Source organism: Sporosarcina koreensis (assembly GCF_001531445.1).
Lineage (GTDB): Bacteria > Bacillota > Bacilli > Bacillales_A > Planococcaceae > Sporosarcina > Sporosarcina koreensis_C.
The window spans coordinates 1-20,209 of the sequence record NZ_LQYA01000113.1 but is presented as its reverse complement, the minus strand read 5'-3'; the positions used below and the strand labels follow the sequence as shown (position 1 = coordinate 20,209).

21 protein-coding genes and 1 riboswitch are annotated in these 20,209 nt (G+C 42.0%); of the genes, 20 read left to right on the top strand and 1 reads right to left on the bottom strand.

Going from position 1 to position 20,209, the window contains the following annotated elements:
* The 17 genes from AWV70_RS24605 to AWV70_RS13115 form a co-directional block, all read left to right on the top strand.
* Positions 1-264: segregation/condensation protein A (locus tag AWV70_RS24605; RefSeq protein ID WP_235588664.1), on the top strand; the 264-nt coding region annotated here is incomplete at its 5' end.
* Positions 248-862 carry an SMC-Scp complex subunit ScpB gene (gene scpB, locus AWV70_RS13190; RefSeq protein WP_060207909.1) on the top strand — a complete coding sequence of 205 codons (615 nt, stop codon included), beginning with the start codon at positions 248-250 and terminating at the stop codon, positions 860-862. The genes AWV70_RS24605 and scpB, both read left to right, overlap by 17 nt.
* A complete protein-coding gene (locus AWV70_RS13185) occupies positions 859-1,857 on the top strand; it encodes a D-alanyl-D-alanine carboxypeptidase family protein (protein WP_060207906.1) in 999 nt (332 codons plus the stop codon). The genes scpB and AWV70_RS13185 overlap by 4 nt, the downstream gene beginning before the upstream one ends.
* Before the next feature lie 117 nt (positions 1,858-1,974).
* The gene (locus tag AWV70_RS13180; protein WP_060207903.1) at positions 1,975-2,706 is read left to right on the top strand and encodes a pseudouridine synthase; all 732 of its coding nucleotides are present in this window, start codon (positions 1,975-1,977) and stop codon (positions 2,704-2,706) included.
* A 363-nt stretch (positions 2,707-3,069) separates the two neighbouring features.
* On the top strand, positions 3,070-3,600 hold the full coding sequence (resA, locus tag AWV70_RS13175) for a thiol-disulfide oxidoreductase ResA (RefSeq protein ID WP_060207900.1): 531 nt from the start codon (positions 3,070-3,072) through the stop codon (positions 3,598-3,600).
* 16 nt (positions 3,601-3,616) lie between these two features.
* Positions 3,617-5,269, top strand: coding sequence for a cytochrome c biogenesis protein ResB (gene resB / locus AWV70_RS13170; RefSeq protein ID WP_060207896.1), 1,653 nt, complete (start codon positions 3,617-3,619; stop codon positions 5,267-5,269).
* A 2-nt stretch (positions 5,270-5,271) separates the two neighbouring features.
* A complete protein-coding gene (gene ccsB / locus AWV70_RS13165) occupies positions 5,272-6,456 on the top strand; it encodes a c-type cytochrome biogenesis protein CcsB (protein ID WP_060207893.1) in 1,185 nt (394 codons plus the stop codon).
* 103 nt (positions 6,457-6,559) lie between these two features.
* Complete coding sequence (locus AWV70_RS13160) at positions 6,560-7,279, top strand: response regulator transcription factor (RefSeq protein WP_060207890.1); 720 nt, start codon at positions 6,560-6,562, stop codon at positions 7,277-7,279.
* Entirely contained in the window at positions 7,272-9,074 is a 1,803-nt protein-coding gene (locus AWV70_RS13155; protein WP_060207887.1) for an ATP-binding protein, read from the top strand. Before AWV70_RS13160 ends, AWV70_RS13155 begins: the two co-directional genes overlap by 8 nt.
* A gap of 78 nt (positions 9,075-9,152) precedes the next feature.
* On the top strand, positions 9,153-9,680 hold the full coding sequence (locus tag AWV70_RS13150; protein WP_060207884.1) for an RNA polymerase sigma factor SigX: 528 nt from the start codon (positions 9,153-9,155) through the stop codon (positions 9,678-9,680).
* A complete protein-coding gene (locus tag AWV70_RS13145) occupies positions 9,681-10,880 on the top strand; it encodes a hypothetical protein (protein ID WP_060207881.1) in 1,200 nt (399 codons plus the stop codon).
* An 83-nt stretch (positions 10,881-10,963) separates the two neighbouring features.
* Positions 10,964-11,095, top strand: a riboswitch (FMN riboswitch).
* A gap of 403 nt (positions 11,096-11,498) precedes the next feature.
* Positions 11,499-12,083 carry an ECF transporter S component gene (locus AWV70_RS13140; protein ID WP_060207879.1) on the top strand — a complete coding sequence of 195 codons (585 nt, stop codon included), beginning with the start codon at positions 11,499-11,501 and terminating at the stop codon, positions 12,081-12,083.
* A 232-nt stretch (positions 12,084-12,315) separates the two neighbouring features.
* Positions 12,316-12,843, top strand: coding sequence for a GNAT family N-acetyltransferase (locus tag AWV70_RS13135; RefSeq protein WP_060207876.1), 528 nt, complete (start codon positions 12,316-12,318; stop codon positions 12,841-12,843).
* Between the two features lie 248 nt (positions 12,844-13,091).
* On the top strand, positions 13,092-13,619 hold the full coding sequence (locus AWV70_RS13130; protein WP_060207874.1) for a sigma-70 family RNA polymerase sigma factor: 528 nt from the start codon (positions 13,092-13,094) through the stop codon (positions 13,617-13,619).
* Positions 13,609-14,625, top strand: a complete 1,017-nt coding sequence (locus AWV70_RS13125) for an LCP family protein (protein ID WP_060207870.1) — start codon at positions 13,609-13,611, stop codon at positions 14,623-14,625. Before AWV70_RS13130 ends, AWV70_RS13125 begins: the two co-directional genes overlap by 11 nt.
* Positions 14,626-15,182: 557 nt before the next feature.
* Complete coding sequence (locus tag AWV70_RS13120; RefSeq protein WP_060207867.1) at positions 15,183-16,001, top strand: CPBP family intramembrane glutamic endopeptidase; 819 nt, start codon at positions 15,183-15,185, stop codon at positions 15,999-16,001.
* 143 nt (positions 16,002-16,144) lie between these two features.
* Positions 16,145-16,372 carry a hypothetical protein gene (locus AWV70_RS13115; RefSeq protein WP_235588663.1) on the top strand — a complete coding sequence of 76 codons (228 nt, stop codon included), beginning with the start codon at positions 16,145-16,147 and terminating at the stop codon, positions 16,370-16,372.
* Positions 16,373-16,885: 513 nt separating this feature from the next.
* On the opposite strand, the gene AWV70_RS13110 is transcribed toward AWV70_RS13115, so the two are convergent.
* On the bottom strand, positions 16,886-17,143 hold the full coding sequence (locus tag AWV70_RS13110) for a ferredoxin (protein ID WP_060207861.1): 258 nt from the start codon (positions 17,141-17,143) through the stop codon (positions 16,886-16,888).
* Positions 17,144-17,252: 109 nt separating this feature from the next.
* On the opposite strand from AWV70_RS13110, the gene AWV70_RS13105 reads away from it, so the two are divergent.
* The 3 genes from AWV70_RS13105 to AWV70_RS13095 form a co-directional block, all read left to right on the top strand.
* Positions 17,253-18,287, top strand: coding sequence for a helix-turn-helix domain-containing protein (locus AWV70_RS13105; RefSeq protein ID WP_060207858.1), 1,035 nt, complete (start codon positions 17,253-17,255; stop codon positions 18,285-18,287).
* Positions 18,288-19,724: a RecQ family ATP-dependent DNA helicase gene (locus AWV70_RS13100; RefSeq protein ID WP_060207853.1), complete on the top strand. Its 1,437-nt coding sequence runs from the start codon at positions 18,288-18,290 to the stop codon at positions 19,722-19,724. It abuts the gene before it with no gap.
* 80 nt (positions 19,725-19,804) lie between these two features.
* Positions 19,805-20,209, top strand: a 405-nt coding sequence (locus tag AWV70_RS13095; RefSeq protein WP_153009987.1) for a hypothetical protein, incomplete at its 3' end; no start/stop codon positions are given.

Below are 20,209 nucleotides of genomic sequence, written 5' to 3'. Positions count from 1 at the left end.
GCTCCATTGACCGCCAATATCGCAAAATCAGAGCTTTCGGTTAGTGAAAAGATGGATGCCATCATGACATCACTTGAAAGACTCGGCGGCAGCTGTGATTTTGAAAGTTTATTTGAAAAAGAAGACATTGAAGACTTAGTGGTGACATTCCTATCATTATTGGAATTGATGAAACGACTCGACATTATCGTTAAACAAGAAAACAATTTCGGTAAAATGACAGTTGTGGTTGGAGGGGAAGCGAATAATGGAAACAATCGATGAAAGGCTTGTAGGGATGTTGGAAAGCTTTTTATTCATAGCGGGTGATGACGGATTAACATTAAGTCAAATCGCCGCCTTGCTTCAAGTGGAAACAGACGCGGCAGCAGCCATTGCTGAGGGGCTGCGTGCAAATTATGAAAAAAGGCCAGACGCGGGAATTACTCTTAGGCTATACGGAGGTCATTACCGGCTGGTGACGAAAGCCGAGTTCGCTGATGATATTCTGCGGATGCTTGAAAATCCGGCCCGTAATTCAATTACACAAGCTTCAATGGAAGTGTTGGCGATCATTGCGTACAAGCAGCCCGTCACCCGTGTGGAAATTGATGATTTGCGTGGAGTGAAGTCGGACGGCCCGATCCAGACGCTCGTTGCGAAAGGATTCATAATGGAAAAAGGGCGTATGGAAGGCAGCGGCAGGCCAATACTTTATGGGACGACTGATTTGTTTTTGGACAGATTCGGGCTGGAATCGATCGATATGCTTCCTCCGTTGGCTGAGGGGGAAGAGGAGGAATCATTCGGAGACACCGATCTATTCATGACAAAATTCCAAGAAGCATTTGAAATAACAGAAGAAGGAGGAAACAATGATTGAGGCAGGCGGTAGCCATTGTTCTGTTCTTATCGGTTTTATTGGTTGCAGTACCGAAAGAAGCGGCGTCAGGAAGTGCATGGGCAGTCATCGATGCCGATACAGGTCGTCTTTTGGACGGGTCCAATGAAAACCTGCAATTGCCGATTGCGAGCCTAACAAAGATTTGGACGGCATTGACGTTCATTGAAAGCGGGGCTTCGGAAGGTGAAATACGTATATCTCCGGAGGCAGCCTCTGCGGAGGGCTCATCCATTTATTTGGAGCAAGGTAAGAAAATGGATACTGACGCATTGTTGTATGGACTGATGCTGCGGTCTGGCAATGATGCTGCATATGCACTTGCGGAGCATGCAGGCGGATCGGTTGATGGTTTTGTCGAGTTGATGAATAGAAAAGCGCAATTATATGGATTTGAGCGAACAACATTTATGAATCCGTCGGGACTTCATGATGATCGCCACTTGTCAACTGCATACGAGACGGCATTGATGCTTTATTTTGCGATGAAAAATGAAAAATTCCATAAAATTGCTTCGACGGAAAACTTCGTTTATCGAAAAGGAGACGAAGTACGAAGTTGGCGGAATAAGCATCGTATGATCCATACAAATGATTTTGTCATCGCAGGAAAGACAGGATTTACGAAAGCTGCGGGCAGAACCCTTGCAACTTATTTCGAAAAGGATGGCAAGAAACTGATCATTGTTACCCTGAACGATGGGAATGACTGGAATACACATGAGTACCTGGCAAATGAGACGTTCAAAAAATACGAGAATGTCACAGTTGCGAAAAAAGGTAAATACCGTATCCTTCCAGGCGTGAATGGGGAATTGAAAAAGCCGATTGTTCTGCTCTTGAATGAAGAAGAAGTGGAAAGAGTCTCCCATGTTGTCTATATACCGAGGAAGGACGACAAAAAAGTGAAGGGGACTTGGACGGTGTCACTTGATAATGAATTGCTGATCACAGCTGAAATTGACATCCATAAGTGACTCATCAATGCTCTGAATATGAAATAATTAGGGAAGACTGACTGTATACAGGTCGGTCTTCTTTTCATTTTCATGGAAATATGACATAATTTTTTGAGGTAGAAGGAAGGTGACGAATTGGAAAGATTACAAAAAGTACTAGCACAAGCGGGTGTAGCATCTCGTAGAAAAGCGGAAACACTCATCGTCGAAGGGAAAGTGAAAGTGAACGGAAAAGTGGTAACGGAATTAGGGACAAAGGTGACACGAGCAGACCGTGTGGAAGTCGAAGGCGTGGAGCTAGTCAAAGAGCAATTCGTTTATTATTTGCTATATAAGCCTAGAGGCTATATTTCGACTGTCAGTGATGAAAAAGGAAGAAAGACAGTCCTTGATCTCCTTCCGATGGTGGAAGAAAGAATTTTTCCTGTGGGAAGACTTGATTTTGACACATCTGGAATTATCATCATGACGAATGATGGTGACTTTTCCTATCTGATGACACATCCAAAGTTCGGCATCCTGAAGAAGTACGTCGCAAAAGTGAAAGGGATACCTGAACGGGATGCATTAAAAAAATTGGAACGCGGCATCGAACTGGAGGATGGCATGACGGCGCCTGCCAGGGTGAAAATGCAGTCATTCGATAAGAAGACAGGCACCGCAATTGTTGAAATTACAATCCACGAAGGGCGTAACCGCCAAGTCCGCAGAATGTTCGATGCAATCGGCTGCCCGGTACAGAAATTGAGAAGGGAGTCGTTCGCGATGTTGACGACACACGGTTTAAATGCCGGGGAAGCGCGTGAATTGACGACCCATGAAGTGAAACAGTTAAGAGTGTTGGCGGAAACAGGAAAAATCGGATAAGTGTGCTGTGAACTTGTATTCCGTCTAGACTCCGAGTGGCAACAGCTCGGGTCATAAGTCAGCTCTGCTGCACGGCAAAGAGCGCCGTTTCGCAGATCCGCCTTATGCCTGAGGCAGGCAGGATGCAGCTCGTGCAGTCGTTGCCAATCGAACTGCAAACGGTTCGATTTGCCGTATTTCTGTGTATTTTTCAGAAATTAAGGTACTATGAGGACGCGGTGAACTGAGACTGCGAACCTTTTGCAACCGCGCCCTGCGCTTTTGATTGAAAACGTTCACAAACCTATCACGACTCTGCCATTATTATGATAATTCTTTTGTTATAATGAGTATCGGTATCTTACTACGTTAGGGGGCTATCAATTGTCCAAGGCGAATAAAAAGCGTTCGCGCCTCATTTTTCGAGGTGTTGTTTTACTTTTGCTTGCAGCAGCTATTCTATTTTCCATTTTCTCAAAAGACAAAGTCGAAGTCCTGGCAGTAGGTGACAAAGCTCCGGATTTTGAACTTGTCGATCTCGATGGGAACAAACATCGGCTATCAGACTATGCAGGAGAAGGCGTTTTCCTGAACTTTTGGGGAACGTGGTGCCCTCCTTGCAAGCGGGAGATGCCCTACATTGAAAATCAATACCAAGCCTTCAAGGAAAAAGGTGTTCATGTATTGTCAGTGAATATCGCTGAGTCCAATCTGAAAGTGGATACATTCCGTGATCAATATGGTCTGACGTTTCCGATCGTCATCGATAAAAATAAAGATGTCAAGGAACTATATAACATTCTACCGCTTCCGACGACATTGCTGATCGACAAAGATGGGCGGATAACGAAAGTCATCACTGCTGAAATGACGGAGAAGGAAATCATTTCGTACATGGAAAGCATTCAACCTTGATAAGGAGTTCGTACACATGAGTAAAATCAAATGCCAATGCGGTCATGACAACCCATTCGGAACGGTGCTATGTGAAAAATGCGGCCGTCCAATGACCGAGGAAGCGAAAAAAAGTGAAGTTGTCGATATGCGTTATGAAGGATCTGCCCGCAGATCGCAGACGTATAAAAGGTCGATCATCGATAAGATTTGGAATTTCTTCTCGAGTGTTAAAGTTGGTGTCGGCATCATTATCGCGGTGCTTGCCACTTCAGCGATCGGTACGCTCTTCCCACAGAAACTTTATGTGCCGGTAAACCAGGATTCACCAGCGGAATTATTAGCATATTATGAGCGTCTGTACGGAATCATAGGAACTCTCTATTACAAATTAGGCTTCTATGATATGTATAATAGCTGGTGGTTTAAAATTTTGATCGGCATGCTGGGTACGTCCATTATTATTGCGAGTGTCGACAGGGTGATTCCGCTTTATAAATCATTGAAGAAGCAGCGGACGAAACGACATGCTTCATTCATGAAGCGTCAACGGATATACGGGGCTGGCCTATCCGGAGATGCTGGTTCCTCTCTTGCGAAAGCAGAAGAGAAACTGAAGAACATGAAATACAATGTAAAAACGGAAGATGGAGCAATTTTAGCTGAAAAGAACCGTTTCTCCCGTTGGGGTCCGTATGTAAATCATACCGGGTTGATTATTTTCTTGTTTGGGGTCCTGCTACGCGGCATCCCTGGCTTTTATGTCGATCAGACGATGTGGATACGGGAAGGGGAACTGAGGTCCATACCCGGTGCTCCCGACTATTATTTAGAGAATAAGGATTTCATTCTTGAAACGTATTCTAAGGAAGAGGCCGATGAAGTTTTCGGAGAGGCGATCGACCGTGTTGGCACTATTGTGAAATCCTATCAGACCGATGTCTCTTTATACAAAAAGAAAGAAGACAGTTTGCCAGGATCAACAGATCTCGAGCATGTCAAAGACTATCCGATTGTCGTCAATAAGCCGTTAAAATTCGATGGGTACAACATATTCCAAATGGATTACCGATTGGCCGAATTGAAATCGATGACGATGCAGCTGATCGAAAAGAAAACTGGTAAGTCATTTGGGCAATTTACGATCGATTTGGACGACCCAGAAGGAGTATATGAACTGAATGATGGGGCAAGAGTCGATTTAATCGGGTATTATGCGGATTATGATGGTGTTGAAAATGGTGAGCCTGTTTCCAAATCACCGATTCCGAACAACCCGGCATTCATCTTCGACATGATTACTCCCGAGAAGCCGAATGGAGAAAAGAGCTTTGTCGCAATTAGACAAACACTTGAAACCGAAGAAAATGCGTATCAAGTGAAGTTTGTCAGCGCGGAGACTCGGGATATTTCAGGTTTGACGATCCGGAAAGATAAAACGTTGTATATTCTTCTATTAGGTGGACTCATTTTCATGATTGGCGTCATCCAAGGTTCTTATTGGAACCATAGACGGATTTGGATCCAGAAAGGGGAAGGCGAAGAGTTATTGATTGCTGCCCATACGAATAAAAACTGGTTCTCGTTGAAAAAGGACTTGAATGCCGTGAAGGAATTCGCAGACCTGCCGAAATACGAAGACAGGCTGGACAATGAATCGTCATCTGAGGAAGAGGAAGGGGAAAAATAATAATGGGATTAGCATCTTTAAGCGCGAATTTGCTTTTAGTCTCGTTCATTGCCTATTTGGTTGCCACTCTATTTTTTGGTGGCGCAGTGAAGGGCGCTAAATCGGAAGCGTCCTATAGCAATCATCGATGGGGCAATGTAGGGATTACAATCACGATCATAGGCTTCATCACCCATCTTGGCTATTTCATTACGAGGTGGATGGCTTCAGGCCATGCTCCATTAAGTAATATGTTTGAATTTACGACTGCGTTCGGCATGATGCTTGTAGGGGCATTCATCCTACTGTTTTTCTTGTATCGGACGCCATCCCTTGGATTATTCGCATTGCCGATAGCTGTTATCATTATCGGGTATGCGAGCATGTTTCCACGTGAAATTACGCCGCTCATACCCGCATTGCAAAGTATATGGCTGGCAGTCCATGTCATCACTACGGTGATTGGAGAGTCGATCCTTGCAATCAGCGCTGTGGCAGGTCTTATTTACTTGTTGAAGCACGTAGATATGACAAAGCCATCGAGACAGCGCTTTTGGCTCGAAGCGGTCATGTTTACAATTGTTCTTGTTCTGGGATTCGTCTTATCTTCGACGACATTCAAGGTTGCAGGATATGAAGCACATTTCACGTATATTGATAAAAATGAGGCACCTGCAAAAATAACCTATCATTACCCGCCATTATTCGGGATGCATGAATATGAAGCGCAAACTCCTGGAGCGATGGAGCCGTGGGCGGAAATGCCAGCTGTCATAAACGCACAGAAATTGACGACGTTTGTTTGGTCGGTCGTAACAGGAACTATTCTATATCTTATCTTACGTCTTATTTTTCGAAGACCGATTGCATCACTATTGCAGCCATTTGCGAAAAAAGCGAATTCACAACTCATGGATGAAATCGGTTATCGTTCTGTTCTGATTGGCTTCCCTGTCTTCACCCTTGGAGCATTGATTTTTGCAATGATTTGGGCGCATGAAGCTTGGTCGAGATTTTGGGGCTGGGACCCGAAAGAGGTTTGGGCACTGATTACATGGCTGTTTTACGCAGCTTTCCTCCACCTTCGTCTTTCAAAAGGATGGGAAGGGAAAAAATCTGCTTGGCTTGCGGTTATCGGATTTGTCATCATCATGTTCAATCTGATTGCCGTGAACCTGATCATCGCCGGTTTGCATTCATACGCATAAACCGAAAGAACTGCACAGTGCCGGTATGGAACTGTGCAGTTTCTTTTTTTATAGACAACTTGTACAATGAGAACAGAAGTGTTGTTGAAAGGGGAAATGGAATATGGAAGAGACTGTTAAGTTATTAGTGGTGGACGACGAGGATCGGATCCGCCGTCTTCTCAATATGTATTTATCCCGCGAAGGCTTCGAAATCGACGAGGCAGTTGACGGGGCCGAAGCGATCGAAAAAGCGTTCGCCAATCATTATGACTGCATTTTACTCGACTTGATGATGCCTGAAAAAGATGGCCTTGAAGTATTGCAGGAGCTTCGTGATGAAAAGAAAATGACGCCGGTCATTCTATTGACAGCAAAGGGAGAGGAATCGGACCGGGTAGCTGGATTTGAAACTGGTGCAGATGATTACATCGTCAAGCCATTCAGTCCGCGCGAGGTTGTATTGCGTGTCAAAGCGATTTTGAGAAGATCGGTCACATTCCCGGATGCAACAGCTGCGAACAGTTCGAAAGATCTTGTCGTCTTCCCGCAATTGACGATCGATCATGACGCACACCGGGTGACGGCCGAAGGGAAAGAAGTGAACTTGACGCCGAAGGAATACGAATTGCTCTATTTTCTTGCGAAGTCGCCTGACAAGGTGTTTGATCGAGAGCAATTATTGAAAGAAGTATGGCACTACGAATTTTTCGGAGATTTACGTACTGTCGATACACATGTAAAGCGACTGCGGGAAAAGCTTAGCCGTGTCTCTGAGAGTGCGGCTAAAATGATCGTTACGGTTTGGGGCGTCGGCTATAAGTTCGAGGTTCCGAATGAATAGAATATGGCATTCAATCGTCGGGAAGCTATGGGCAACCATATTGCTTCTCGTTTCCTTTGTCCTTTTTATCGTAACTGTCCTTCTACTTGAATTCCTAGACAATTTCCATACGAATCAGGCAGAGGATTCGTTGCGCAGGGAAGCGACGACAATCGGTAAAATCGTTCTAGACCATGAAAACGAATCTGCCATGCGGCTCATCATCCAGGATATATTGGATAACGAAACGAATGCGATGATCATCGATTCGAATAAAGAGGTCTATTATTCATTTCATAGCGGATTGAATCAAGAAAAGATAGAGCAGAAGATCCTAACGGAATCGAAATTCTTTTCGGATATTGAAATCAACGAAAAAGTTGTAAAAGAAATGATTCTACCATCTCTCGTGGATGAAAATATCATGGAAAAATACTTGGTTCTTACGTTTCCGTATGCTGAGATAGATGGTACAATCCATTCAATCGTCATGTACCAAAGCCTTGATGCTGTCCACCGTACGACTAAAAGCACAACGCATATCGTTTTCTTATCTGCTTTCATCGCTTTTGTATTAACGACCATTTTCGCCTTCTTTCTTTCCACGAAAATTACATCTCCATTACGCGGGATGAAACAGGCAGCCTTTGAGTTGTCGAAAGGGAACTTTGAAACGCGTCTGCCGGTCATGCAAAATGATGAGATTGGCCAGTTGGCGACCGCTTTCAACCAGATGGGCAGGCAGTTGAAATACCAAATGGAACTAATCAAGCAAGAAAAGGAACAGTTATCAAGCATCCTCACATCGATGACGGATGCAGTCATCACATTCAATCGTGATTATTCGATTCTTTTAAGCAACCCCCAAGCTGAACGCTTATTACAGAAGTGGTATTTTGCCAATGGCGCAGATGATAAAGTGCTGCCGAAAGAAATTTTTCATATGCTTGAACACGCCATATCCTTTGCAGAGGAAGTGGAGGATGAGCTTGAAATCGGCGGCCAGTTTTACGGCATTTCCATTAGTCCGCTTTACAGTGAAAACAGCATTCGTGGAGCGGTGGCTGTGTTGCGGGACATGACCGACCAGCATAAACTTGATAAGCTCAGGTCCGATTTCATAGCAAATGTCTCCCACGAATTACGAACGCCTATATCCTTACTGCAAGGATATAGTGAAGCCATCATAGATGATGTGATGACGAGCGAAGAAGAACGCAATGAAATGGTTCAGATCATTCACGATGAGTCGAAGCGGATGAGTAGGCTCGTAACAGATCTACTCGACCTTGCGCGAATGGAATCCGGCCATATGAGGCTATATAAATTGAATTTCCCGCTTATTCCTTTCTTGGATAGGGTACGAAATAAGTTCATGCAAATTGCCCGTGATTCAAACGTAATGCTTTCATTGGACTTTAACGATAATGATAAAGAGATCATTGTTTTTGCTGATGACGACCGACTCGAGCAGGTATTCACAAACTTGATTGATAATGCAATCCGCCATACGCCTGACGGAGGAAAAGTGACTGTCGGTGTCGAAAGGAAAGGGGACATCGTTGAAATTTCCGTCGCTGATACGGGAAGCGGCATACCAAAAGAGGATCTTCCTTTCATTTTTGAACGTTTTTATAAAGCTGACAAAGCGAGGACGAGAGGGAAAGGCGGAACCGGTTTGGGGCTTGCGATTGCGAAAAATATTATCGACTCGCATGAAGGCAAAATTACCGCAGAACTTGGTGAAACTTCAGGAACAATCTTTAAATGCGTATTGCCGACAGGACCTGCAGATGGTAATGAGGAATTGCTGTAAAAGGAATTGACGAAAAATAAGCGGAAGATGAAACTTTTCATCTTGAATTACGACTAATGTATTGAACGGGGGGATTTCGTGGATGACTCCGTTTTCCACAGGCTATATGAGCAATACCATCAGGATGTCTTCAATTTCCTTATTTACTTGACAGGAGATCGACATTCGTCCGAGGATCTAATGCATGAAGTGTATATCAGAGTCTTGAAGGCCTATGCCGGTTTTGAAGGAAAAAGCTCTGAAAAGACATGGCTTTTTTCCATTGCCAAAAATGTCGCGATAGATCATTTCCGAAAAAAGAATGTACGTCAAAAACATAACTTCGATAAATTTGACTGGGAGCAGAGCGAATTGCCCTCGATCGGCAGCACTCCTGAAGAAATTGCATCGTTGAATGAAGAGATGAAACAATTGCTGCGAGTTTTGGATACATGCACGGGCGACCAAAAGATGGTGATCATTTTACGATATTTCCAGGAGCTCACCATAGCGGAAACCGCCGACACCCTCGGCTGGACCGAAGGAAAGGTGAAAACAACCCAACACCGTGCAATCAAAGCATTGCAAAAGAAATTGAATGCTCTTTCGGCAGAGGAGGGAACATGAATGACAAATAATCAATGGGATGATGATAAGCTGGAAAGCCTTCTTCATTCAATGCCGAAAATTGAAGATGACCGTTCCAAGGAACAAATCTTTGATCGTCTTAAACAGGATCAGCGACTGAAAAAATCTCGTCGGATGAACCCGAAAAAATGGATGCCTATTATTGTGGCGTCTGCCGCGTTGCTCCTTCTCGGTTTAATCGTCCCTTCGATGCTCAATCATAATGAAGGCGCAATTGAAGATTCGAGTGCTCCTCGGGCTTTTAAAACCGGTCCGGAGATTGAATCCTCAACTGAAAATGAAACAACTGAGGAAGCGGCAGATGTTTTTGGTGTATCTGAAGCAAAGGAATCGAGGGCCATGAATTCCGCGGCTTTTGAAAGTCATGTGGTGCTTGCAGATGAGCTGCATGGTGCACAGGCTTTTCAAGTCGGATTGGTGGAATCGGCGAATGTTGTTCCGATCACATTTTTGATTCCGGAATCGGTGTTCCATTCCGATTTTCCACAAGGAAATCCTACAGCTGTTGAACTGTATAATAAATATGCCGCTGAACTTCCTGAAGCTGAACTTGGTTTCGATGACTACCATCCGTATAAAGGCAAGTTATATGTGGAAAACGGTATTCTCCATCATCAAATTCCTGATGGGCATACGTATGATATGTCGGAAGCAACTGTAGACTTTTATGAAAACTCGATGAAGGGAACCTTTTCTCAATTTGATGAGTTACAGCTCGTTGACGAAAAAGGAAATCCGACCTCGTTTGAAAATGTCGGGAAATCCGAACCCATCAAATTGAAGCAACCATTCCCTTATTACAAATATACAATGCCTTCCGGGAAGATTTACTTAGCCCCTTATGAGCCGGAAACGACTGTAGATGCAGTAGCAGAAGGCCTTGCCGAGATGAAAAATGTGAATGGGGATATCGTTGAATCATTGATTCCCCAAAATGTGGACTATGATGTACGCATGGATGGTGAAGAAGCCGTCATTACTTTCAAAGAGCGATTAGATGTCACTGCTTTTGATCAGAATGCGTTGAATCAGATGATAGAAGGGTTTATGCTTACCGCTAAAGAATATGACAAGCAAGTTCGTCTTGAAAACGTAGTCCAGGAGAGCTTTGGCAACTATGACCTTACAAAAGTTTTGCCGAAACCGATTGGCAGCAATCCAACGTGGTTCACTCAATAATGAACAAGGTAGAAAACGTTTTGTAAACAGGAGAGTTTACAAAACGTTTTTTTTTGATACAATAGACTTGTAACATAATATTGATTCATCTTCGGGGCAGGGTGCAATTCCCGACCGGCGGAAATGGAAGTTCAACTTCCTAGCCCGCGAGCGTAACAGCTGATTCCGGTGAGATTCCGGAGCCGACAGTATAGTCTGGATGGGAGAAGGTGAAGGTGCAGCCGTCTTTTTGTGTTGTCTACAAAAAGGGTGCTTATTTAAGTATGGGAACGTATAAAGAATTTTCTTTATCGCCGACCCTTATTTAAAATTGCCTTTTAAACTCTCCCTAAAGCGTATTTGCTTTAGGGATTTTTTATATCTAATGCGTAGGCGGCCTGCCTAGATGCGACAGGCATAAGGCAGACATGCGAAACAGCGATTTTTGCTGTACAGCATGGTTGACTTATGACCCCGAGCGAATCGAACTGCGAAGGGTTCGATTTGCCTTAATTTCTGCGATCTTTGCAGAAATTAAGGCATCGATTTGGCCGCCGAAGCTGGATGTGGACAACAATACAAAAAAACGGTCAGACCTTTCCTCTTTTGAAGTGAATCGCAAAAGGAGAGAGGAACAAAATGAACAACAAGAAATTACGAAGGATGATTCTCATTGCAATACTGGGAAGCATTTCAACAGTGTTGATGCAGTTGAATTTTCCGCTGCCTGCATTGCCTGCATTCTTGAAAGTCGACTTCAGTGAAATTCCGGCAGTGTTAGCGATCATGACGATGGGACCAGTCGCAGGAATTGCGGTTGAACTACTTAAAAATGTACTGCATTGGTTTTTATCGGGCAGTCCGACCGGAGTTCCGGTAGGAGAAATAGCAAACTTTGCAACGGGCATTCTTTTCATTATGCCAATCTATTTCATCTTTAAGAAGGTTCAAAACGCTAAAGGTTTGACTGCTGGTTTGATTACCGGCACAGTGATCATGGCTGTCGGAATGAGTGCGTTGAATTATTTCGTGTTCTTGCCGATGTATGTGTACTTTATGAATATGCCAGCTTACACAGGCGAAGCGATGTTCAACGTGATCGTACTAGGGATCCTTCCGTTCAACTTGATAAAAGGCATTATGCTCATGGTTATTTCATTACTGTTGTATAAGAGCATGAGCAAATGGATTGACCAACAAAACCGTCAGTTGACGATGCAATAAATATAGAATAAGCGAGTATGGGAGCAGGTGATTGTTCCCATACTCGTTTTTTTAGTGGGAACCTTTCATTATCTTTTTATTATTTGGGATTCTTAATAATTCCTTGAAGAGAAGTGTTATACTTGTTGTACGAATTTGAATTCTTTCATCGAATTCAGTCAAAAAATAAATGAGAGTTAATTGATACGCTTCAATCGTATTTTGCTCAATTAATTGAAAGGGAGTTGTTTCCATGCTTTTCAGCGGAGAAAGGGTCCGATTACGAAAAATGGGAATTGAAGATGCTTCTATTTACCACCAGTGGAGAAATGATATGGAGGTTATGCAATTTACCAGTCCATCTTTAGATGTTTTTACTTATGCCGATACTGAAAACTTCGTCAAAATCATAACCGAATCAAATAATTCAAAGGGATATATGATTGAGGAAATTGGGTCTAATAAGCCTATTGGTGTCACATCACTCATACATATTGATTATGGAAACCGTAACGCTGAGTGTATTATTGATATTGGAGAGAAAGATTACTGGAGTAAAGGTTTTGGGCGAGAGGCCTTTCAGCTTTTATTGGATTTTGCCTTTAATGAGTTAAATTTGCATAAAGTGAATTTAAGGGTCTTTTCCTACAATGAGCGGGCGATAAAATTGTATCAAAAACTTGGATTTATTGAAGAAGGAAAATTAAAAGAGCAACTTTATCGGAATGGATCCTGGCATGATATTGTTTTTATGGGGCTTTTAAAAAGAAATTACAAGTAACACAAATGAATACTCCTGAAATGGGCGCATTTGATGGATTGGAATTGTGCTTTAATCAGGCCATTTAGCGAAATAAAAATAATAGCCGAAAAGCCTGTATCCATGATTACTTCGTGATCGTAGATGCAGGCTTTTTATTAAAGCTTATAGGTAGTCAAGTTAAATATATTTTGAAAAATTGAACCTATTATGATTCGGGAGTCGTCTAATAGCAGAATTCGAAGTAGGTTGAAGGGGAGGATAGTGGATTGGACAAAGATGAAAAAGAACAACTATTAGAAAAAGTGATGATTGAATATGGTAATGAATTGGTGCGACTGGCCTTTTCTTATGTGAAAGAAGTAGAGAATGCTAAGGACATCGTTCAAAATGCGTTTATCAAATGCTACAAAAACCTGGATTCGTTTCGATATGACGCACAACTAAAAACATGGCTTTATCGGATAACAATTAACGAATGTAAAGACTATTTAAAAAGCTGGAATTACAAAATGGTGCAAGTGAAAAGTTTCGTAAATGAAACGGCAAAGTCGATATTACCATCAACAGAAAAAGCAATTATCGATAAATACAATAATGAAGAAATAAAAGATACGATCTTTTCTCTCCCAAAAGTGTATCGGGAAGTGGTTTATCTATACTTTTATGAGTCATTAAAGACGGAGGAAATAGCGGAGGTTTTGGACATTCCGGTTAATACAGTGAAAACCCGGTTAAGAAGGGCAAAACAAAGACTTGAGCCAATGATAAAGGAGGCAGGGCTTCATGAAAGATAAACGATTAAGAGACAAGTTATATAATGCAGCTGACCAAGATCTGCGTTTTACGAAAGAAGATCGTAATGAGGTATTTGAAAAAATTCGAAAACTGGATAAGGACATAACAAAAAAGAAATCATTCGTTTCTTCTTCAAAAAAGTTCGCTCCCCTCACAGCATCTTTAGTAGTGGTAGGCTTGTGTTTATTTTTGTTTATCCCATCAATTCTTCCTGGGAAAATTGCCAGCGAAAGCAACGGACGTATTGATAGTAATGGAAATGCAAGCGAATCAGTAGCGCAGGAAAATGAAGTTATCACGACTTTATTAACTGTGAAAGATGAGAATAATAGAATACCGATCAATCTTATACTGACTTATAGTAAAGATCTAAACAAGATGAAGGTTCTATCCATCCCTCGCGATACTTATACTCCAATTGGAGGAACTGAAAGAACTACTTCCTATGATAAATTGTCACATGCGTATGCTAAAGGTTCAGTAGGAGCTGAAGATGTAAGAACTGCCATTTCTAACCTGTTTGATTTAAAAATAGATTATCATGCTGTTATGGATTTAGAGACATTTTCAACGATTGTTGATTCAGTAAATGGTATAGAGTATGACATTCTAGAAGATATCCGAGTAAGAGCTATATCTACATTGGCATTTGATTTTAAAAAGGGAACGCATCGTTTGAATGGAGAAGAGGTTGTGGCATTACTGATGGATGCTACAGTAGTGGGAAATAGTTTGAACGGGGAAGATCAATTAAACCTCATTAATGCAGTTGTTAATCAAACAATAAACGTATTACCGGAAAAACAATTAAAACAATTAACTGCTAAAATAGAGGGGGATTTTCCAATCCAACAATTGGTAGTGAATGACAAGGGGCTACCCTCGATACAATCGGTATCTTTATTTGATGGAATGATAGGTTCAAGGATAGATGAAGCATACTACATCAAATTTGAGAAAGACTTTTTAAACGACGTTTCAGAAGAGTTGACCACATTTAAGTAATTGGGGGATATACAAGGAATGGGCGCTTTTCCAGGATAGAATTGAGTGTAAACTTGTTTATATTCCAAAATCGAATGCGATTGCGTCCGTATCTTTCAAACGGACCACTTAATGGTAGATTAATAAAGAAGAACAAGAGGTTTTTCATTATGTATAAGCAACTTGTTCTTCCTTGTTTATTATTTTATTTTACCGGCACGCATATTTCGCAATAAGTGTTGCTAATCATATCACCAATGTACTTCTCCATAATTGGTTTGTTATCCATTTGATATCCATTCTGTTGTAAGCACGGAAGGATATCAAGTATGTTCGATTTCGTAAACAAGGTATTTTCCATCGGAAATTACGCCTTCATAAATTGAATCATCCATTTGATATTCATTTGAAAGCACAATACACGCATCGAATATGCAGTTTTTAGGCGGTGTTTTTTCAGGATTCTCCTATATCGCATCAGGCTATTTTATGGAATAAGATTCTTGAACTAAGAGGCAAATTAATGCAAGATTAATTTACATATAAAGTCTGAATTTTAAATTAAAGGGGGTTATTGTTTGGATGAAAAGGATCGGTTGAGAATGGCGAAAATAGTAGTGAGAATTTTTGTTGTACTTATATTAACCATTATAATTTGGCGCTTTATAAGCTTCCTTAGTGATGTTTTTTTGGGTGATGAATACAATCGTGCAAGTCACTTCTTCATTGCGATAATTACGAGTATTTTAAGTTTCCTTCTGTTGGATTTTGCCCGCAGAACTGATAAAGTGTCGTGGAAGCGACTTGGATTATCTTCTTTTCGAACTAATATCACTTCTTTTTTTGTTGGCTTTATACTCTGGACTATTCCAGCGTTTATCGGTCTAATTATTTGTTTAATGACGGGATGGGTTGAAATAACAGTACAAACAGATTTTAAACACCTATTGTTAAGTGTTTTCATTTTGATTATAACTGTATTTTTCATAGAGGCATTTCCTGAAGAACTTATATTTAGAGGTTATTTTTACCACTATTTAAATAAATTGTCCCCCCATTGGGTTACGCTCATCTTACAAACCCTTTTGTTTTCATTATTTGGTTATTTTATAGGAGCTATATATTCTTTTGAACAGCTCTTGTTTATTCCTGGATTTGCGCTTATCCTAGGCTATTTTAGAGCAGTCTCGGGAAATGTTTGGACAGCGATTGGGTTTCACGTTGCTATTATGACTGCAACACAAATTTTAAGCCCGCTACATCACCATTTTGAGGTTAGTGGAATTTTCACACTTCAATTTTTTGCTTTTATTTTGTTTCCAAGTGTATTAGGATTCATTGCGCTAGATTTCATTTATCCAAAACTCAATTGGCAGGATAAGGAGTCTAATTTATAACAGTTAAGATGTTACATCATTTGAGTGAAACATGAGAAAAGCTTTCATGAGGAAGTAGCCATGTTATACCAGCTAATAGTAAGGGATTTGTTCATACGTATGATTGGACAAAGAACGAACGAGCTGCAACGATAGAAGATTTGATGGTAATTGGTCTTCAAGAAAAAAATGCGGTTTTGAATGCTGATTTTCTTATAGTTTTATTGCAGGCAGGTAAAGGGAGCCATATTGAATTTGGAATTTCACTTGGGCAAGGGAAGAAAATATATCATTATTCGCAAAATGAAGATGTAAATAATTTTGAAACTACCAGTACATTTTATCATTTATCAGAGGTGGAAAATGTATTGAAACCATTGATGAGTTTATAGATAAAGTGAAAAAGTGTCTGATGACGTTCAACTAACAGGTGCGATTATTAAATAAGGATTAGAATTATTAAAGGACTCTTAGTTGATTGGAGCGGAAGACGGCCGACTCCGGGAGGATCAGCGGGACAGGTGAAACAACCAACGGTAGCGAAGCGAACGGGTTGGTTCATCGCACGCCCTCCGGAAAGCGTGCCGTCTGTAGCGCAAATCAACGGTTTTGCACTGTTCTACTAAAGGGCAAGGAAAACCAAGAGGCTGTCCGGATATTATTCCGAGCAGCCTCTTGGTTTGTGCATGTTATCATCCAGCTCCGAGCGCTTTAAGGCTGCCTTAATTTCTGCAAAAATCGCAGAAATACGGCAAATCGAACCCTTCATAGTTCGATTCGCTCGGGTCATAAGCCAGCCCTGCGGCACGGCAAAATGCGCAGTTTCGCATGTCCGTCTTAAACCTGTCGTTACTGAGCGAGCGCCCTCCGCTTTTGTTATCATCCAGCTTCAGGCGCCTTACGCTTTAGTCTTCATATTTTAACGGATCGCCATCGAACGGTGCATCCGCGACTTTGATTGAATCTGTTGGACAACCGTCAAATGCGTCTTCCATATCTTCCAATAGTTCTTCTGGAACTTCTGTAACGCCCGTGTTATCATCTAGAATAACGTAGGCAATCCCCTCATCGTCATAATCGTAGATGTCAGGTGCAGCAGCGCCGCAAGCTCCGCATGCAATACATGTGTCCTGGTCAACGATGGTGTATTTTTTGCAAGTCATTGACGTTCTCTCCTCTTTTCTCCGCACTATCTATTTAGTTCCCTTACCATTCTAAAGCTGTTTTCATTAGTTTTCAACAATAAAACATTAATTTTGAGGAGGGTCATCGATGAATTTGTCTTCAATTCTCCTATTTGTCATAAGTAAAATGGACGGCCAGCGGACTTTAAATGCCGGTTTCCATCTATTGCGCGGAAAAAAATCAGGACAAACATTAACAGACGTGGAATATTTTAATGTCAAACCTTTTTTCGGCATTCTTCCAAAATTAGAAGATTCGACATATGCTAAAGCGATTGATGAATTAATGGAGGCGGGATTGCTTATCCAAGACGACAAGTTTGTCTGTCTGACTCAACAAGGAAATAAGAAAGTGGAAGAACTGCCCGAATTCCATTTCAGGGGATGGGACTATAGGGGACGTGAAATGGTTTTCTTCAGTAGAATCGCGCTGCTTGTCCAAACCCTATCCTATATGAGCAAAGGGGAATCTTCATTCACCCCGATTCAAAGGGATCGGGATACCCAGCTTTTCGTCAAAAGGCTTCTTGAACGACAACCTTACACTGATCCTGGATTTTCAAAGCGAATTGGCGATGAGTTGAAAATGGCGCTTTTGCAAAGTGGGATGAGCGATGTCCAGAAATACATATTCGCTTGCCGGTTAACCGGCCGGTCCGAAACGGCGAAAACGTGGGATCAATTGGCTGCTGAATTGGGAGAGGGCACTGATGTCCTCCGTCTACTTTTCATTGAAAGCTTGCATAGACTATTGCCTATAGTAGAAGAATCAGATGATTTCCCTTTTCTTACCAAAAGCGCGTTTGAGATAAAGGTGCATTCTTATTTGACCGATTCTGCGTTACATACGAAAAAGCTTTTTGACAGAGGTCATTCAATGGAAAGCATCGCCTCAATCCGAAATCTGAAGATGAGCACTATCGAAGACCATGTCATTGAAATGGCGATGAATGACAAGCGCTTCCCGGTCACTCATTTTGTTTCGGAAGATCAGATTAGGGCAGTCATTTCAAAGTCAGCAGAAATGGGGACTAAGCGCCTTAAGCTATTGAAAAAAGAATTTGATACACTGTCCTATTTTGAGCTTCGGCTTATTTTGACTGCGCGTAAGGATGTGGAGTAGATGGATTTGAAAAGGGTTTTGCTTGAACGGTTCGGATATGAGAATTTTCGTCCCGGCCAAGAAGAAGTGATTCGTCACGTTTTGGACAATCGGGATACGATTGCCATTTTGCCGACTGGGATGGGTAAATCGCTTTGCTATCAGCTGCCAGGCATTATTATGGAAGGCTCCGTCTTGATCATTTCCCCGCTTGTTTCCTTAATGGAAGACCAAGCGATGCGAATGCGTCGGAATGGCGAAAAACAGGTAATCGCTTTGACCTCTTTTTTACCGTATATCGAGCGGCAGAGGATTATCGGTGAGCTGCAGAACTATAAATTCATCTTCATTTCTCCTGAAATGCTTACTCAAGAATCATTTGGCCGGCAATTGAAACGGCTTCCGATATCGTTGGTTGTCGTGGATGAGGCACATTGTATTTCCCAATGGGGATTTGATTTTCGTCCGGATTATTTGCGAATCGGTGATTTCTTGAAACAGAGTGGAAACCCTCCTCTATTGGCATTAACCGCTACAGCGGATGAAAAAGTATTGAACGATATTCAGCGATATCTCGGAATGGAAAACCCGATTGTACAACGGCATTCACTGGATCGGCCAAATATCTCCTATTCGATTCGGCAAGTGAATTCTGCTTTTGAAAAAACCAAATGGATCAAGGATCGTGTCACGCAGACTGTTGGTCCGGGAATTATTTATGCGTCATCAAGGAAACGGGCTGATGAATTAGCGATTGAACTCCAACTGGAAGGTGTCGCCGTCCAGTCGTATCATGCTGGGAAGGAGCAGGATGACCGCTCCATCATCCAGGAGCAGTTCCTGAGCGGTGAGCTTGAATGGATATGCGCGACGAACGCATTCGGTATGGGGGTCCATAAAGATGATATTCGGCAAGTGATCCATGATCATTTGCCTCCGACCGTTGCCGCATATATCCAGGAAGTCGGCAGGGCGGGCAGGGATGGACGTCCTGCCGCCGCCACACTGCTTTATATGCAGACTGATGAACAGACGACAAGTTTCATCATTCAATCCGATCTGCCTGGTGAAGAGGAAATTCGCCATTACACCAAGATGGTTTCAGAAGGGAATCCTCCGGGAGAAGCTGCAGAGCTTGCTAGTTTGACAGAGACAGGCAAACGGGTAATTGATTATTATAGGGAGCGTTATCCGCTGGAAGAAATACTTCTCCGGCTAGATCGGCTTTCCAATGAAAAGAATGAAGAGCTTCAACAAATGACCCAACTCGTCAAAGGGGGAGCATGCATCCGTCAAAGCGCATTGTCGTATTTCGGTGAATTGTGTCGGAGGAAGCCGGAAGAATGTTGTTCGAATTGCGGTCTCAATGATAGTGGATGGCTTTATGAAAAAGAGAGTAAGAAGAGTGCTAAAGAAAGAGTCAGTTGGGATGAAAGAATTACCATTCTACTTGGATAACAGGTCTGTTGTCCGTTTACTTTTACGACAATATTCGTCATAATATAAAGAAGAGCACCATTGAATAGGAGAATATGTCGATGAAAAATAATGATTACAAAGTTGAATTTGAAGAACATCGCAGAGAGATCGAGCTTGATCGCAATGAAGATGCGATATTGCCGTCACGGGCGGAACGCCATGGAAGACGACGCAAGCGGAAGAAAACTTCACGCTATACCACAATTAATATAATCCTAGGCATTTTTACATTTATTCCGATCTTAATATTTGTCTATGTCATTTATAATTTCTACTTTGGGTCGGATAGCGGATCCGCCAAGGTCGATAATTCAGAATTTCATGTAGAAATCGGAATGAATGAATCTCCTGGAAAAGGGGACAGTTCTGGATCGGCTGTCATTGATTCCGATAAAGAAAAAGAGGATGGGGAACAGGCAAATGGAGATGCTGATAAGGGAACTTCTGCAAATCAGAAGGATGAG

Bases quoted from the DNA above. Each gene is read 5' to 3' on its own strand.
- AWV70_RS13160 (WP_060207890.1), top strand. From the start codon at position 6,560: ATGGAAGAGACTGTTAAGTTATTAGTGGTGGACGACGAGGATCGGATC.
- AWV70_RS13140 (WP_060207879.1), top strand. From the start codon at position 11,499: ATGAACAACAAGAAATTACGAAGGATGATTCTCATTGCAATACTGGGA.
- AWV70_RS13155 (WP_060207887.1), top strand. From the start codon at position 7,272: ATGAATAGAATATGGCATTCAATCGTCGGGAAGCTATGGGCAACCATA.
- AWV70_RS13145 (WP_060207881.1), top strand. From the start codon at position 9,681: ATGACAAATAATCAATGGGATGATGATAAGCTGGAAAGCCTTCTTCAT.
- AWV70_RS13135 (WP_060207876.1), top strand. From the start codon at position 12,316: ATGCTTTTCAGCGGAGAAAGGGTCCGATTACGAAAAATGGGAATTGAA.
- AWV70_RS13105 (WP_060207858.1), top strand. From the start codon at position 17,253: ATGAATTTGTCTTCAATTCTCCTATTTGTCATAAGTAAAATGGACGGC.
- scpB (WP_060207909.1), top strand. From the start codon at position 248: ATGGAAACAATCGATGAAAGGCTTGTAGGGATGTTGGAAAGCTTTTTA.
- resB (WP_060207896.1), top strand. From the start codon at position 3,617: ATGAGTAAAATCAAATGCCAATGCGGTCATGACAACCCATTCGGAACG.
- AWV70_RS13110 (WP_060207861.1), bottom strand. From the start codon at position 17,143: ATGACTTGCAAAAAATACACCATCGTTGACCAGGACACATGTATTGCA.
- AWV70_RS13115 (WP_235588663.1), top strand. From the start codon at position 16,145: ATGGTAATTGGTCTTCAAGAAAAAAATGCGGTTTTGAATGCTGATTTT.
- AWV70_RS13125 (WP_060207870.1), top strand. From the start codon at position 13,609: ATGAAAGATAAACGATTAAGAGACAAGTTATATAATGCAGCTGACCAA.
- AWV70_RS13100 (WP_060207853.1), top strand. From the start codon at position 18,288: ATGGATTTGAAAAGGGTTTTGCTTGAACGGTTCGGATATGAGAATTTT.
- ccsB (WP_060207893.1), top strand. From the start codon at position 5,272: ATGGGATTAGCATCTTTAAGCGCGAATTTGCTTTTAGTCTCGTTCATT.